This window comes from Mucilaginibacter sp. OAE612 (genome assembly GCF_041806395.1).
Taxonomy (GTDB): Bacteria; Bacteroidota; Bacteroidia; order Sphingobacteriales; family Sphingobacteriaceae; genus Mucilaginibacter; species Mucilaginibacter rubeus.
In genome coordinates, this window is sequence record NZ_JBGMUW010000001.1 from 6,195,436 (window position 1) to 6,210,372 (window position 14,937).

Annotated in this window: 11 protein-coding genes; 3 read left to right on the forward strand and 8 right to left on the reverse strand. The window is 45.0% G+C overall.

Going from position 1 to position 14,937, the window contains the following annotated elements; all coding sequences use genetic code 11:
* Window positions 1-176: 176 nt before the first annotated feature.
* A complete protein-coding gene (locus ABID99_RS25925) occupies window positions 177-974 on the reverse strand; it encodes an alpha/beta hydrolase (RefSeq protein ID WP_373615552.1) in 798 nt (265 codons plus the stop codon).
* A gap of 8 nt (window positions 975-982) precedes the next feature.
* Window positions 983-2,101, reverse strand: coding sequence for a Zn-dependent alcohol dehydrogenase (locus tag ABID99_RS25930; protein ID WP_373615553.1), 1,119 nt, complete (start codon window positions 2,099-2,101; stop codon window positions 983-985).
* A 297-nt stretch (window positions 2,102-2,398) separates the two neighbouring features.
* Here ABID99_RS25930 and ABID99_RS25935 point away from each other — a divergent pair, with 297 nt between their 5' ends.
* Window positions 2,399-3,964: an alpha-amylase family glycosyl hydrolase gene (locus ABID99_RS25935; RefSeq protein ID WP_373615554.1), complete on the forward strand. Its 1,566-nt coding sequence runs from the start codon at window positions 2,399-2,401 to the stop codon at window positions 3,962-3,964.
* Window positions 3,965-4,046: 82 nt separating this feature from the next.
* Here ABID99_RS25935 and ABID99_RS25940 read toward each other — a convergent pair whose 3' ends face one another.
* From ABID99_RS25940 to ABID99_RS25950, 3 genes are all read right to left on the reverse strand, one after another.
* Entirely contained in the window at window positions 4,047-4,694 is a 648-nt protein-coding gene (locus ABID99_RS25940; protein ID WP_373615555.1) for a gluconate 2-dehydrogenase subunit 3 family protein, read from the reverse strand.
* A gap of 20 nt (window positions 4,695-4,714) precedes the next feature.
* Window positions 4,715-6,451 (reverse strand): GMC oxidoreductase, encoded by a 1,737-nt coding sequence (locus ABID99_RS25945; protein ID WP_091169100.1) that lies wholly within the window; start codon window positions 6,449-6,451, stop codon window positions 4,715-4,717.
* Between the two features lie 130 nt (window positions 6,452-6,581).
* The gene (locus tag ABID99_RS25950) at window positions 6,582-7,244 is read right to left on the reverse strand and encodes a DUF1080 domain-containing protein (protein ID WP_373615556.1); all 663 of its coding nucleotides are present in this window, start codon (window positions 7,242-7,244) and stop codon (window positions 6,582-6,584) included.
* 1,234 nt (window positions 7,245-8,478) lie between these two features.
* Here ABID99_RS25950 and ABID99_RS25955 point away from each other — a divergent pair.
* The gene (locus ABID99_RS25955) at window positions 8,479-9,510 is read left to right on the forward strand and encodes a hypothetical protein (RefSeq protein ID WP_373615557.1); all 1,032 of its coding nucleotides are present in this window, start codon (window positions 8,479-8,481) and stop codon (window positions 9,508-9,510) included.
* A 269-nt stretch (window positions 9,511-9,779) separates the two neighbouring features.
* Window positions 9,780-11,156 carry a histidine--tRNA ligase gene (hisS, locus tag ABID99_RS25960; protein ID WP_373615558.1) on the forward strand — a complete coding sequence of 459 codons (1,377 nt, stop codon included), beginning with the start codon at window positions 9,780-9,782 and terminating at the stop codon, window positions 11,154-11,156.
* A 742-nt stretch (window positions 11,157-11,898) separates the two neighbouring features.
* Here hisS and ABID99_RS25965 read toward each other — a convergent pair.
* The 3 genes from ABID99_RS25965 to ABID99_RS25975 all read right to left on the reverse strand — a co-directional run bounded on the left by ABID99_RS25965 (window position 11,899) and on the right by ABID99_RS25975 (window position 14,926).
* Window positions 11,899-12,897, reverse strand: coding sequence for a YihY/virulence factor BrkB family protein (locus ABID99_RS25965; RefSeq protein WP_091176607.1), 999 nt, complete (start codon window positions 12,895-12,897; stop codon window positions 11,899-11,901).
* Between the two features lie 109 nt (window positions 12,898-13,006).
* A complete protein-coding gene (locus tag ABID99_RS25970; RefSeq protein WP_373615559.1) occupies window positions 13,007-13,690 on the reverse strand; it encodes a M15 family metallopeptidase in 684 nt (227 codons plus the stop codon).
* A 9-nt stretch (window positions 13,691-13,699) separates the two neighbouring features.
* A complete protein-coding gene (locus ABID99_RS25975) occupies window positions 13,700-14,926 on the reverse strand; it encodes an alanine dehydrogenase (protein WP_090532635.1) in 1,227 nt (408 codons plus the stop codon).
* Between the last annotated feature and the right edge of the window lie 11 nt (window positions 14,927-14,937).

The window sequence follows — 14,937 nt, forward strand, 5'->3', positions numbered from 1 at the left end:
TGCACTCGCTGCTTGGGGGCTTTAAACCTAAACCTTATCACTATTTGCAGGCGTTAACCTACAAAGTAGATAAACGTTACGAAGTGCAATAATGGTATGTATGCCTAATTAAAACTGACAAAATAATGATATTCGCACATTACAAGCCGGTCGTTCGTTTATATTAACTGCCTTATCTACAGCTTACCGGCAAAAAATTTAAGAGTTGAAACAATATGTTTTGCCCAGTATGACCACTCGTGTCCACCCTGGTTTTCTTCATAAATATGAGGGATCTTTTCCTTATCCAGCTTTTTATGCAGGTCACGATTATAGTTAATCAGCAAATCATTGATACCGCAATCAAACCGAACAGGCGGCAGTTGTGCCCTGTATTTTTTAAATGTTGCAAACACATCTTCATCGGCCACAATATCCTGAGCATAGGTTTTTAAAGGCTCACCGGCAAAAAGTTTGATTTGCGGCAAGCTTGTTATAGACGACAGGCCGGCAATGGCCTTAAATTTATGCCCGTATTTTGCGCCGATCCTCAAAGCGCCAAATCCCCCCATAGAGAGGCCAGCTATAAACAGCGGTGAATTTTCTTTTGCACCCGGAATATTCTCCATTACAGCCGTAGGCACATCCTCCGCTATCCACTGTTCAAAATTAAAGCCGCTATGCGGCAAATAACCTGAACCATCGCCCCAAAGCCCGTCTGACGGCATGGCTAATATCATTCTTGGCAATTCGCCTTTTTCAATCAGCTCATTGGCTTTTAAATGAACGCCCCCGCTCATGGCCCAGCTCCAGGCGCTGCCATATACCCCGTGCAGTAATATTACAATAGGTAAAACCTCGTTTTTATTGGCTCCGGGCGGAACGTATACGCAAATATCACCCCGGCCCTTTAAATTGGGCGTTTTTACAGTTATAAACCGTAGCTGATTACTTTCATATTGCGGATTGGAAATTTCTGTTGTTTTAAATGGCATGAGCTTTTTTAGTCGAACACGATAACCCCTTTGGCATTCCTGCCTTTCAGCATGTCGTCAAAAGCTTTATCAAGTTCGTTTATAGAATATGTACGTGTAATCATTTCTTCAAGTAATAAGTGCCCGCTGGTATAATGTTGTACTATATCCGGAAAATCAATTTGCGGGCGGCACTTACCATAAAGCGGGTTAATGTAAATCTTATCCCATTCAAAAAGGCGCATATCAATGGTGATTTCCTGTTCAATTCCGCTTACCTGTACGGCCGTACCGGCATTGCGCACCATTGCTAAGGGGGCTGCTCCTAATTCGGGAATGGCGGTGCATTCAAAAGCGTAATCTGCCCCGCGCCCACTCGTAAGTTTTTTTACTTGTTCGGCGGCTTTAAGCAAGCCGGCATCATCTTTGGCAGCCAGAATGGTGTGGGTTGCACCAAACTTAACAGCCATTTCAAGGCGATGGGGATTAATATCAATGGCGATAATCTTTTCTGCGCCGGCAATTTTTGCACCTTGTATCGCATTAAGGCCAACACCGCCGGTACCCAGCACCACTGCCGATGAACCTGCTTTTAGCCTGGCTGCATTTACAACTGAGCCGTAGCCTGTCATCACCCCACAGCTGATGATACTTGCAGCAGGGAATGACATGGTTTCCAATGTGTTTTTTACCACTGCCGACTCTTTTACCAAAGTATATCCGGCCATGGTGCCGATATTGAAAGACCTTAAAATGGGATCGCCATTAAGCGTTGTTCCGTCAAGGCCGGCATGGCCCGGAGTGTAGCCATTCCCGCCGGCTGCAACCGGCGAGGCTACTTCACACAAATGCAGATTACCCTCCATGCACTGAAAGCATTTGCCGCAATGCATGGCCCAGTTTAAGATCACCTTATCGCCGGGTAGTACACTGCTAATATTTTTCCCAACCGAAACCACAATACCAGCACCTTCATGCCCTATAATGAGCTGCTTTCCCCAGCTTAACGAGTCATGATCGGTATGGCAAAGTCCCGCTGCTTTTATTTTAACCAGCACTTCATCATCTTTCGGTTCGTTCACCACTATATCCTGTACCGAAAAACCACCCTTTCCATTGGCAATAGCCGCCTTGCATATTATAGCCATAATTGGGGGATATGTTAAACGCTTTTCATACGCCGTTAAACCAGTTGAGCAAATAATAGCAATCACGATAGCTTGCCATATTAACAGTGCTGAATGCAACAAAAATAGGTTAAGCTATGATTCTAAAACTTTAGCAAATTGTCCAAAAAGTAGCCTATATTATCCGCGCAGGCGCTTTTTATAGCATTTGACAATATTTTTAAAGGATCCCCGGATAAAATACACCAGTTTTTCACACTTGTAGTTATTGTTAATAATCAACCCTTTAGGTTACTTTAAACTCCAATTATAACAACCATGAAACTAAATAAGCTTATTATCTTGGGCCGTTTATTGTTCGGCTTAATTCCCTCCGGTGTTAAAGCCCAAACGGGTGCGCCGGGCAACAACGAAATTATTTACCATATATTCCAGCGAAGTTTTTACGATAGCAATGGCGATTATCACGGCGACCTGAATGGCATCCGCCAAAAACTTTATTATTTGCAGGAACTTGGCGTAACATCCATACTGCTTACACCGCTTTACGAATCTGCTTTTTATCATAATTACTTTGCCGTTGATTTTGAAAAGATCGACCCGAAATACGGCTCCCTTGCCGATTATCTCAAATTGATCAAAGACTTGCACCGCCGGGGCATGAAATTTTATATGGATATGGAAACCCAGTATGTAACCGAAGATTCCCGCTGGTGGAAGGAGGCTTTCGGAAATCCAAAATCACCGTACAGCGATTATATTTTATGGGACGACAAGGACAACAAAAAGCCGTCAACCATAGTATATAACCTTACCGGGCTGACAGGTTACGACAGCGTATCCCGCAAAATAACTACCGCAAATCTTAACAGCGCGGCCTCAAAAGCTTACAACCTCAAACTGTTCAGCTACTGGATAGACCCCAACGGCGATGGCAAATTTGATGATGGGGTAGATGGTTTCCGGCTTGACCATATGATGGACGACCTGGATAATAAAGGCCGGCTCCCGCATTTATTTGATACTTTCTGGAACCCTTTACTAACCAAGCTAAGGGCCATCAACCCTAAAATTAAAATAGTAGCCGAACAAGCCAACTGGTTCAGCCTTGGCACCGAATACTTGGAACACGGCAGTGTTGACCGGGTATTTGGGTTACGGCTGTGTTTTGCTATCCGGTCGTTTGATAAAAAGCTGCTGTTGGCCAATGCCGATTCAACGCTGGCTATGCTGCCGCCCGGTAAACAACAGGTAGTTTTTATTGAGAACCACGATGTGCCGAGGTTTAGCTATGCGGTTAAAGGCGATCTGGCTAAACTAAAAGCCGGCTGTGCATTTAACCTGTTAATGGGCGGCATCCCGTCCATTTACTATGGCCAGGAGTTGGGCATGACCGGCACTACGACAAATTTTGGCGCTACCGATGCCAATGAAATTCCCGACAGGGAAGCTTTTGAATGGTACAGAAGCGATACAGGCAAAGGCATGGCCCTGTGGTATAAACAAACCGGCCCCTGGAAAGATCAGTTTAATAACGATAAGCCTAATGATGGTATCTCCCTCGAAGAAGAAAAACAGGATCCAAACTCATTATGGCATTACTATAAACAGATGATCGCCATCCGCAAAGCAAATCCCGCTTTTGCTGACGGCAGTTATAAAACCATCGGCAACGATAATGAGCATTTATTTAGCTTTATAAGGAAGGATGCCGGACAAACTATACTGGTGGCAATAAACCTATCGGATAAGGAAACCAGTGCCAACATTGATGCCAATGGAAATACGCTTAATATTATTGGGGATGCAAAACCGGTAGCAAAGAGAGGAAAGTTGACGGTTAATTTGCCGGCGTTTGGGGTGGGGGCTTGGGAGTTGAGGTAAAAACTTGCGCTCGTTTGCAAACGAGCGCAAGAATAGCTTTTTTTAAGCCCTCCCCATCCGGGGAGGGTTTGGGTGGGGCTGCTTACATCGAAGCCGAAGCTTTCACATTTTCCATGCCGTAATGTTTCAGGATATCTTCAGGTACACCTGTCCACTTGCCGGGTTGGTTACCTGCGTAGCCAATATCTTTCACCCCGATTTCGCTGGTGAAAAAGCCTGAAGCGGTAAGATCACGCATGCGGTTGAAGAAAGCTACACCCTGGGCCATTTCTGGTTTGGCTTTTTTAGGGTAAGCGATCATATCAATTAGCTGGATCTGCTGATCTTTAGTGCAGTCGGTAAATGGCTTGCCGAAACGGTTAAGGCATTGCAAATCGAGCCAGCGTAAACCACCGCGCATCGGAGTTTGATGATCGGGCATATCTTTTACAATAAACTCAATAAAATCCGGCACCTTGGCATCAGATGCGCTGCCCGATTTATCATCCTTAGGGATAATGATGTCGGCAAGCACAGTGATGGTTGCCATCTCTGCTGTGGTGAAAAACTTGTCGGCATGCAGTTTTTTATCCCGCTCAACCTCAAACGGCTGGCGACCTACTTCGTCACCGGCTGCTGTGGTAGTTGTTTCTTCTGCGCCTTTTTTAGTATCGGTTTTACAGGCCTCCAGTAATAATCCTGCCGAAAGTGTACTCAAGCCAAGGGCTTTGAGGGAGTCACGTCTGTTCATAAAATTGTTATGTTAGCTTGTTAAACGTTTAATTTTTTTCTTTCCTGAATAATGTATTCTGCGGTACGCATTGATAATGCAAGGATTGTCCAGGTCGCGTTTTTATCGCCTTGTTGTACAAACGGAGCGGCATCAACTACAAACAGGTTTTTACAATCATGTGCCTGGCACCATTTATTTAAGGCCGATTTTTTAGGATCGTTACCCATACGGATAGTACCTACTTCATGGATGATCTTACCCGGAGCTTCCAAACCATAGTTGGTTTCAGGGCCTTGCGGACCACCATAAATTGCACCACCCATGTTATGCATAATTTCCTGGAAGGTTTCCTGCATGTGTTTGGCCTGTTTAATTTCATCAGGGGCCCATTTATAGTGGAAACGCAATACAGGTATCCCGTATTTATCAACTACGTTAGGATCGATTTCGCAATAATTATCATAACGGGCAATTGCAGTACCACGACCGGCCATACCAAACTGGGTACCATAAAAACGACGATAGTCATCTTTTAATGATGCACCATAGCCTCCACCATCTTTCATTTTACCGTCGCGGCCTGGAACTACACCGTTCATGTTTTGGATACCACCGCTAAAACCGTATGACGGCATGTGTAAGCCACCACCATATTCAATGTGGTAACCACGAGGGAAATCCAGTTTTTTATTATCCAGCCACCATGGCGAGTAGATGTGCACACTGCCAACACCGTCTTCGTTGTAACGCTTACGGTCCATTAATTCAGGAAGGAAACCACCGGCACTTGACCCGGTTGAGTCATGCAGATAATGCCCTACAACACCGCTGCTGTTAGCCAAACCGCCCGGATGCTGGGCCGATTTTGAGTTAAGCAAGATCCTGGCCGATTCGCCTGCGCTTGCACCAAGGATAACTGTTTTGGCGTTAACCTGGTACTCCTGCAAATCTTCTTTATTAACGTATGATACACCGACAGCCAGGCCTTCAGCGTTGGTTATCACCTCGCGCACCATAGCGTTGGTTATCACCTTTAAGTTACCGGTTTTGATAGCAGGGATCACCAAACATGATGATGCCGAGAAATCGCCATAAACTTTACAGCTGCGGCCGCACTGCCCGCAGAAGAAACATGCGCCACGGTCTTTATTGCCCGGTAAAGCTTCTGTTAATACCGAACCACGGCCCGGAATAATTTTAACACCTGCTTTTTGAGCACCTTTTACTATATAAAGCTCATTAAGCCTTGGTTTTGGCGGAGGCAGGAAGATACCATCCGGCTCATTCTCCAAACCCTCTTTGGTTCCGTAAACACCTATCATACGGTCAACCTTATCATAGTATGGTTTTACATCGTCATAGGTGATTGGCCAGTCGTCGGTAAGGCCGTCTTTGGCCTGGAAATCACGCGGGCCCATCCTTAATGAGATCCGGCCCCAGTGATTGGTACGGCCACCCAGCATCCGCGAGCGGAACCAGAAAAACTCGGTTTTATCTTTGGTAGTGTAAGGTTCGCCGTCGATTTCCCAACCGCCATAGGCAGCGTCAAAATCGCCGAAAGGACGGGTAGTACCGGCACCGCGGCGCGGCGACTCCCATGGCCATTTTAACTGTTGTGAATCTTTAGCAGGGTCAAAGTAAGCACCGGCCTCAAGCATTAAAACTTTTATCCCGGCGTTGGCCAATACGTAACCGGCCATACCCCCGCCGGCACCCGAACCAACAATCACCACATCATAGGTGGCTGATGATTTTTTAATTTGCAGATCGCTCATATTATATCAAAGTATCCTTCTTTCTTATACGAAGAGAAATTATACATGCCTGGAGCATGTTAACACAATTTAAGTTATGGTATAAAGATATGAACAGGGTACTATATCCGTACCCTGTTCAAAAAAAATATTAAAGCTCTTTCAATTTAATGTTACGGTAGCTAACCAGGTGACCGTGATCCTGCAAAGCAATGTGGCCTTTAGGATATTGGGCAAAACCTTTCCAGTTTTTAAACTTGCTATCAGCTAATACTTTGTTCCATTCGTCGCTGCCCATTTTTACATCAACAATTTGGGTACCATTAAGCCAGAAAGTAAGCTGACCATCTTTTTTGCGTAATTTCACTTTGTTCCATTCGCCGGCCGGTTTGCATACATCTTTTGAAGGGGCAATCATATCATACAATGAACCCGCAAGGTGGTTGGCTTTTTTGTTATCGCTGGCATCTTTATTATCAAGCACCTGCATTTCCATGCCAGTTAAGTAAGTTGCGCCAAATTGAGGGTCTTCATGCACCCCGAAAATAATACCGCTGTTACCCTCTTTGCTGATGTTCCACTCTAAGGTAAGTTCGTAGTTTTCGTACTCGCCATCGGTAACCAGATCGCCATGGCCTTCTGCTGCCTGCGGATCGAGTTGCAAAGCACCGTCAACAACCTTCCAGCCCACAACTTCCTTTTTTAAGTAGGTGTGCCAGCCATTGGTGGTTTTCCCATCGAACAGTTTGGTTTGTGCCGATACCGACAGGCAAAAAGCCGGGATGGCCATCAGGCCAAGCATGATTTTTTTCATAAAATTATAGTTGTTTTTATAGTATCAGAACCGCCATTAAAATAGCGTTGGTTGGTTGCGGCGGCTCCTGTTGGTTTCATTGTTTTGCTTTGTACAAGGTATCTGACTTAAAAAGTATAAAACTGTTTAAGGGCATATTTTGATAAAACGTTTTAATTGCAAATTAAGTGAACATTTTTTTAGGTCGGGTTAAATATATCGGCTTTTTTTTAATGCTAAAACGATTATCGCAAAAATAAAGTATAAGCCTGCGAAAACCGAGGTAAAAGCTTGGTTACAATGGATAATTTATGGTAGATGGATAACACAGAAAGGGTACCTGATTGTAACAAATGAGGTGTCCCAATTTTTTGATTCCCCACAAAAAAGTGAAAAACCGACGGCCGGTATTTTTTAAAAAACAGTAATGTTCCATTTTTTGAGAGTGAAACAGCGAAACGCCTTTTTTATGAAACACATTGATAATCAGCCACCTAAAAAACAAAGCGAAACAACATTAAACAATTGATTATCAATAAGTAAAACCTAAAGGAATAATCAAAGGTGTTTCAAATGCAGAACAGGAGGCAGCGAATATTTCAGCGATTTTTTATCCGTTTTTTAAGTTTTTCCATATCAGCGGATTGAGCAATGCTAAGCACTGACAAAATAGCACCACCATATTTTCAGATTGATATGTGTTGTTTTGCCCAAAGGACAAAATAAGCCTGCGTTGAGCAAAACACGATTGATAATCTTCGTTGATCAAGAAGTCACGGGTACCCGGCCTGCAAGCCAGCGCCATGTACTTGTGCCGGTTCGCGAAAAAAAAATCGCGGTTAGAAATTTTCACACGAATTATTTTTCTCACTAAACACAATTAATCGAATTACACGAATTTCAAATTTATGCAAGTAAAAAATTCGTGTAATTCGATTAATTTGAAAAAATTAGTGTAAAAATTTCTTATTCGTTCGCCTCCCGACAGCATATATTTTTTTATACAATTTTTCTGTGGCGCAACCGCGCCGATTTGATAAATCTACCACAAAACAGCCAACAAGTGCCCATAATTTCCGGTTAATGTCACAAGATGCCGATTACCGATACATTTACTTAATGCTGACATATGCCCAATTGCAAAAAAACTTATAATAGGTAATATTGCGCCGTTGTGGTTAACCTTATCTTAACGCATAAGATTATCCATAAATAACTATAACCCAAGCATTATCGGTAATTAACACTTACTACATTGATCAATTTTTATTTTATAAAACCTGGTTTCAAGAAATCTGGTTTAACGTTTGCATTAAAAGCAATTTGCATACTTTTTATTTTTATTACTGTTGACAATTTAACAGCGGCCGCGAATACCCGCACAGCTACTCCGACCGATTCGCTGGCCGATAGCGCACTAATGAAAAAGCGCCTCATCAACCAGGCTTTCGATCACATTTATGAGCAAAACCTGCGCGTATCAGAAGGAGGGAACGATTACTTTAACAAGGTAAAAACCCAGCTTACTGCCGATCTGGCGCCGAACTTTGTTTTATTCAGCACGCCAAAGTCGCGGTTCTTTTTTGTGTTTACCCCACGGGTGAAGATCCGCCTGCTGGCCTCACACGGGGCGCCGGTAAAATCGCCGAGTTTTATGCCGGGCGGTACGGTGTATTTCAGGGTGAACGAGGACACTTACAATCCAAAGTTCTTTTCGTTCGGTTACTCGCATCATTCCAACGGCGTACGCGGACCATCACTTAATCCCGACGGCAGCTTTAACCGGGACAGCGGCAAGTTCACCACCAACTTTTATACTTTAACTTATTACAGCGGCAAACGCTTTGATAAAAAAGACCTGATCATCAACCGCTATGATAACTTGGGTTTAGAAGTTCACGCCGGTTTGTTTAACCTTGGCCTGTCCGAAGGCTTGAAAGATCATTATGGCTTTATCCGCATCAACGGCAGCCGCATGTATAATTTCGCCAAAGCCTATACCGACCCTATTGATAAAAACAAAAAAGTATACCAAAACTGGCAGCGCATCCGGTTCGACTTCACTTATATCGCCGATAAGTACGATAATTACTCAACTTTTGATTTCAAGAAACGCCTGAACGTGAGCCTGAAATACTATTACCAGTTTCCGTTTATGCCAGATGCCGCCCTTATGATTGGCGGTGGCTACCGTGGACAGGATGATTACAACCAGTTTTTTGAAGATAGCTATGGTTATGTTACCATTGGCTTTGCAACGAGCTTAAGCTTTCATACGCATAAGTAAAAAAACTAAGCCGCCGCTCGGCTCCAGCCGGGTGGCAACTATTTCCAGGCCATTGGCCTGTACAACGGGCTTCGGCGGCCAGAGGCCGTTTGATAGTCAACACCCGGCAAGAGCCGGGCGTTAGCAAAAGGGGAAAAGAAAAGCGGTTTCACAGGCAAAACCGCTTTTCTTTTTTAATCGCTGCCGCAAGCCTCCCGGCTTGTGGCCCGCATGCTTAGTAACCGACACGACAATCCATCGCATAACCCTCTTTTTTGTACATTTGCCGCATGGCATCCATTAAACCATCCGTACCCAAAGGCACCCGCGATTTTTCACCGGCCGAAATGGTGAAACGCAATTATATTTTTGATACTATTAAATCCGTTTTCCGCAAATACGGCTATCAGCAGATAGAAACACCGACCATGGAAAATTCATCAACCTTAATGGGGAAATATGGTGAAGAGGGGGACAGGCTGATATTTAAAGTACTTAACAGCGGTGATTATCTGGCCAAGGTTGACGAACAAAAACTTATTGAACGCAATTCTAATTCTGTTGCGTCCGCTATCTCCGAAAAAGCCCTGCGCTACGACCTAACCGTGCCTTTTGCCCGTTACGTAGTTCAACACCAAAACGAGATCACCTTTCCGTTCAAACGTTTCCAGGTGCAGCCGGTTTGGCGTGCCGACAGGCCGCAGCGTGGCCGTTACCGTGAGTTTTACCAATGCGATGCGGATGTGGTAGGCTCTGATTCACTACTGAACGAAGCCGAGTTTATCATGATCTATGATGAAGCTTTAACCAAGCTTGGCCTCAAAGACTTCAGCATTAAAATCAATAATAGAAAAATACTATCAGGAATTGCGCAAGTTATAGACAAAGCTGATAACATCATTGATTTGACCGTAGCCATTGACAAACTGGACAAAATCGGCCTTGATGGCGTGACTAAAGAACTGCTTGAAAAAGGTTTTACCGATGCCGATATCGACAAACTAAAACCTGTTATCCTGTTGGAAGGCAACAACACCGAAAAGCTGGCAAGCCTCCGTGAAGCATTAGCCCAATCAGAGATCGGCTTAAAAGGCTGCGACGAAATAGAAACCGTTTTCGGCTATATAGAACGCTGTCCGCTTCAAACCGCAAAGCTTGAATTGGATATTACCCTTGCGCGCGGCTTAAACTATTATACCGGCGCCATCTTCGAGGTGAAAACCAACGAGGTAAATATGGGCAGCATAGGCGGCGGCGGCAGGTATGACGACCTTACCGGCATGTTCGGATTAAAAGGCCTCACCGGTGCAGGAATCTCTTTCGGGGCCGACAGGATTTATGACGTACTGGAAGAGCTAAACCTGTTCCCGGCCGGCAGCAACCAAACCACGCAGGCACTTATATGCAATTTCGATAAAGAAGGCGAACTTTATAGCTTACCTCTATTACAGCGACTCCGTCGCAGCAATATTAACACGGAATTGTACCCGGCAGGCGCGAAAATTAAAAAGCAGATGGAATATGCCAACAACAAAAACATCCCTTTTGTGGTGGTTGTCGGCGGTGATGAAATGCAAACCGGGTTATTGACATTTAAAGACATGGCAAGCGGGGGCCAGGAAAAATTAACGGCGGATGAGATCGTAGCAAAACTAAACCGGGATTAAACGGATTTTTTGGATTGGCGGAATTTGATTTGTACGCGTCTTATTTTCATTTCCTTTTATAGTTCAGAACAAATAACAAAGCCGGGGAAGACTAACGAAGTTTTTAAACTACGTTAGTCTGGATTCTACAACACCTCATGTCAGCCAATCGAAGGGTCGTACGCAGGGGCCTACCCACCATGCTTCGAGAACCAACCCATGACATAATAAATAAAGAATGTTCCCGTCAGCAGGTAAGCTTCGGGTGAAAGCGGGCAGAACAATGGTGGCCTTGAGCGCAGGAAGGGGCATAGCAAGTTTTTGCAGAAGCATTGGGAAAGCGCGAGCGTAGCGGGGCAAAATAATTGCAGCCCGCGGTTCTGCCCGTTTTGCAGGGCAAAGGCCGGCGGGGCTGTGGAGTGGGTGAGCGCAAAGAAACCTATCTGCTGACTTGACTTTTTGGATACTTTTGTGTCAAGACAAAAGTATCTGGCCCCGCGCGGCCAAGAGCGCGACGATGCAAGTTCGATACCACTAAGCACCTTGTCTGGCTATAAGAGACTGCTTCGTAACTCAGCAATGACGTGGAGGAGATGTCATTGCTCCTTCAGAATCCAACGGATTTAAATCATTCAGCATGACAGCCCTTTTTCTCCTCGTGTGGCGACGCGCCACCCTGAGTTTACCGAAGAGCCGTGCGCAGAGGCCTGGCCGCCATGCTTCGATAAGCTCAGCATAACACCTGTTTTTTCCCTAATGTTTCCTACCCCTTTTTCTCTCCCTCATTCTTTTTCAAATGCCCTTCAAGCTGCGGGTTTTGAGGTGGAAGGGTTTTTACGCGATGTTCAACCTCGGTTTGCTGAACATGAACGGCGTAATCTGCGGGCTCGATATGGCTACCGCTGGCTTCAGCAAATACCTGGGTAAACTCGGCACCAATGTACAATATGGCCGATGTATAATAGATCCAAACCAATATCACAATAATAGAACCCGCAGCACCGTATGCCGACCCTTGTGCTGTATATTGGATATAAAGACTGATCAGATACTGCCCTATCATAAACAGGATGGCTGTAAATACCGCGCCGCTGCGCACATCCCGCCATTTGATTTTAACATCGGGCAAAAACTTAAATATGATGCCAAACAAGGTAGTGATCACCACCAGGGTAATGCCCAGGTTTAACGCCTGAACAAATACTTTCGTAAAAGAATCGATACCGGGGAAAAAATGCTGGATCTGATCCTTCAGGGCACTTATGACCAGGTTGATAATAAGCGATGCCAACAGCAGGAAGCCCAGGCTGATGATGAGCGAAAAGGACACAAACCGGTTTTTTAGCAATTGCATCCAGCCGCTTTTAGGCTTGGCTTTAACCCTCCAGATCATATTAAGCGAATCCTGGATCTCGATAAAGATACTGCTTGCGCCCAATAATAGCGTAACCACGCCAATAACAACTGCTATGCCCGATTTCCCGGATAGCGCAAGGTGCTTTAACGCATCCTGAATTTGTGCTGCCGGTGTTTTGCCAACATAACGAACAATTTCGGGGTACAACCGCTCGGTTGCGGCATCCTGTCCAAAAACCAGGCCAGCTACAGATATTACTATAATTAATAAAGGGGCAATTGAAAAAACGGTGTAATAAGCCAGCGAGGCGCTTAATTTTAAGCCATTATCTTTTGAAAAGCCCGTGAACGATGCCAGCAACACCTTCCATAGTTGTTTAAAGTATGCTTTGCTTAAAAACTTCATGCCTGTGTTTTTGTAGATTAATGCTTATTCGTGAATGGTTAAGCAATATTGATGCCTTTTGTAGGGCTATTTAAATAAAAGTTGTGAGTTTTGGATGGGTTTAAAATATTTAGAGGGCCTGTACCGGAATATCCAACAGCTCATATTTTTCCCAGCCCGTAAAGTCATAATGCCACCATTCGGTTGAGATCACCCTGAAGCCGTATTTGGCCATTATCGTTTTTAATAATTCGCGGTTTGTAATTTGCTGCGGCGGTAAATCCATATAGTTTGCCCCCGCCTTACGGCTAAAGCTATCAAAGCCGGTTGGCATATCCAGTTCTTTCCCGGTTTTAATGTTGATAAGGGAAAGGTCAATAGCGCAACCACGGTTATGCTTTGAGCCTTTGCGCGGGTCGGCTACAAAATTGGTATCGGGGGCCATTTCATAAAAATTAACGGTAACCGAATACGGGCGGTAAGCATCGTAAATTTTAAGGCCGAGGCCCTGCGTTTTCAATTCGGCTTCAACCTGCTGAAGCGCTTTTACAACCGGGATCCTTGCATAAGCTTTGGCCGTTGCATACATGCGGCGGTGCATGAAATTGTTGGTTGTAGCATACCGTAGGTCTAAGATAATTTCGGGGATATATTTCTTTATTTCCACCAGCTGTTTATCCGGGTTTGCTTTAACCTGTAGTTTATAGCGGGCAATACCATAAATTTTTGTACTGTCGATATATTTATATTGCTGCGCATTAACACGCAAGGTACACGCTACAAATATCAGCAATATCAAATATCGGTGATTCATATTAGCTGTTTACCTGTGCGATACGATCAGCAAATCGAGGTCTTTGCAGGGGATCGAGAAACGCTCGCCAATGTGTTTATTGGTAAGCTGGCCCTGGTAAATATAAACCGCGTTACGCACCCCCGATTTTTGCCAGATGAGGTTTTTGATGCCGCCCATATCGCCAATATCAAGCAGTATCGGTGCAAAAATATTGGTGAGCGCATAGGTAGCGGTACGGGCCACACGCGATGCGATGTTAGGCACACAATAATGAATTACATCATATTTGCGAAAAACGGGGTGGGTATGATTGGTAACTTCGGATGTTTCAAAACAGCCGCCCTGGTCAATACTTACATCAATGATCACCGAGTCGCGTTTCATGCGGCTAACGGTAGCTTCAGAGATAATGCAGGGACTGCGGCCATCTTCGGCACGGAGCGCCCCTATGGCCACATCGCAGGTGGTAATGGCTTTTTCCAATACAATAGGCTGTACCACCGATGTGAAAACGCGGTTGCCGATATTGTTTTGCAGGCGGCGGAGCTTGTATATCGACGGATCGAATACCTTAACCTCGGCACCCAATGATATGGCGGTGCGTGCCGCGTATTCGCCCACGGTTCCGGCACCCAGAATCACGATTTCGGTTGGCGGAACGCCGGTTATGCCGCCCAGCATCAGGCCTTTGCCTTCAAAAACGTTACTTAAATATTCGGCTGCAATAAGTATGGAGGTAGCGCCCACAATTTCGCTCATCGCCCTTACCACTGTAAGGGTATTGCCCTCATCGCGCAAATGCTCAAAACTTAGCGCGGTGATCTTTTTGGCCATCAGCGCCTGAATGCTTTCGGCCTTGAGCGTAGCGATTTGCAGGGTAGAGATCAGGAGCTGCCCGGGTTTCATCAGCTCAATTTCATGAGTGGTAGGAGGGGCTATTTTGATAATGATATCGGCCTCGTAAACCTTTTTGGTATCATATACTATCTGGGCGCCCTGTTCACTGTAATCCTTATCCGAAAAATTGGCGGCCTGCCCGGCATTACTCTCCAGCATCACCTCGTGGCCGTTATTAACCAGCAGCGCTACCGACAGCGGGGTCAAGGGCACACGGTTTTCCTGGAAGGAAACCTCCTTGGGAATGCCGATGTATAGCTTGTTTTTTTTGCTTTTTACCTCCAGCAACGACTCCTGGGGCTGCAACATTGCTTGCTTGGCAATATCCGAAAACCCGCTATATATCCCTGAACTCATGATGTGTTTTT

Coding starts and splice junctions, on each gene's coding strand:
- ABID99_RS25925 (WP_373615552.1), bottom strand. CDS start 974: ATGCCATTTAAAACAACAGAAATTTCCAATCCGCAATATGAAAGTAAT.
- ABID99_RS25930 (WP_373615553.1), bottom strand. CDS start 2,101: ATGGCTATAATATGCAAGGCGGCTATTGCCAATGGAAAGGGTGGTTTT.
- ABID99_RS25935 (WP_373615554.1), top strand. CDS start 2,399: ATGAAACTAAATAAGCTTATTATCTTGGGCCGTTTATTGTTCGGCTTA.
- ABID99_RS25940 (WP_373615555.1), bottom strand. CDS start 4,694: ATGAACAGACGTGACTCCCTCAAAGCCCTTGGCTTGAGTACACTTTCG.
- ABID99_RS25945 (WP_091169100.1), bottom strand. CDS start 6,451: ATGAGCGATCTGCAAATTAAAAAATCATCAGCCACCTATGATGTGGTG.
- ABID99_RS25950 (WP_373615556.1), bottom strand. CDS start 7,244: ATGAAAAAAATCATGCTTGGCCTGATGGCCATCCCGGCTTTTTGCCTG.
- hisS (WP_373615558.1), top strand. CDS start 9,780: ATGGCATCCATTAAACCATCCGTACCCAAAGGCACCCGCGATTTTTCA.
- ABID99_RS25965 (WP_091176607.1), bottom strand. CDS start 12,897: ATGAAGTTTTTAAGCAAAGCATACTTTAAACAACTATGGAAGGTGTTG.
- ABID99_RS25970 (WP_373615559.1), bottom strand. CDS start 13,690: ATGAATCACCGATATTTGATATTGCTGATATTTGTAGCGTGTACCTTG.
- ABID99_RS25975 (WP_090532635.1), bottom strand. CDS start 14,926: ATGAGTTCAGGGATATATAGCGGGTTTTCGGATATTGCCAAGCAAGCA.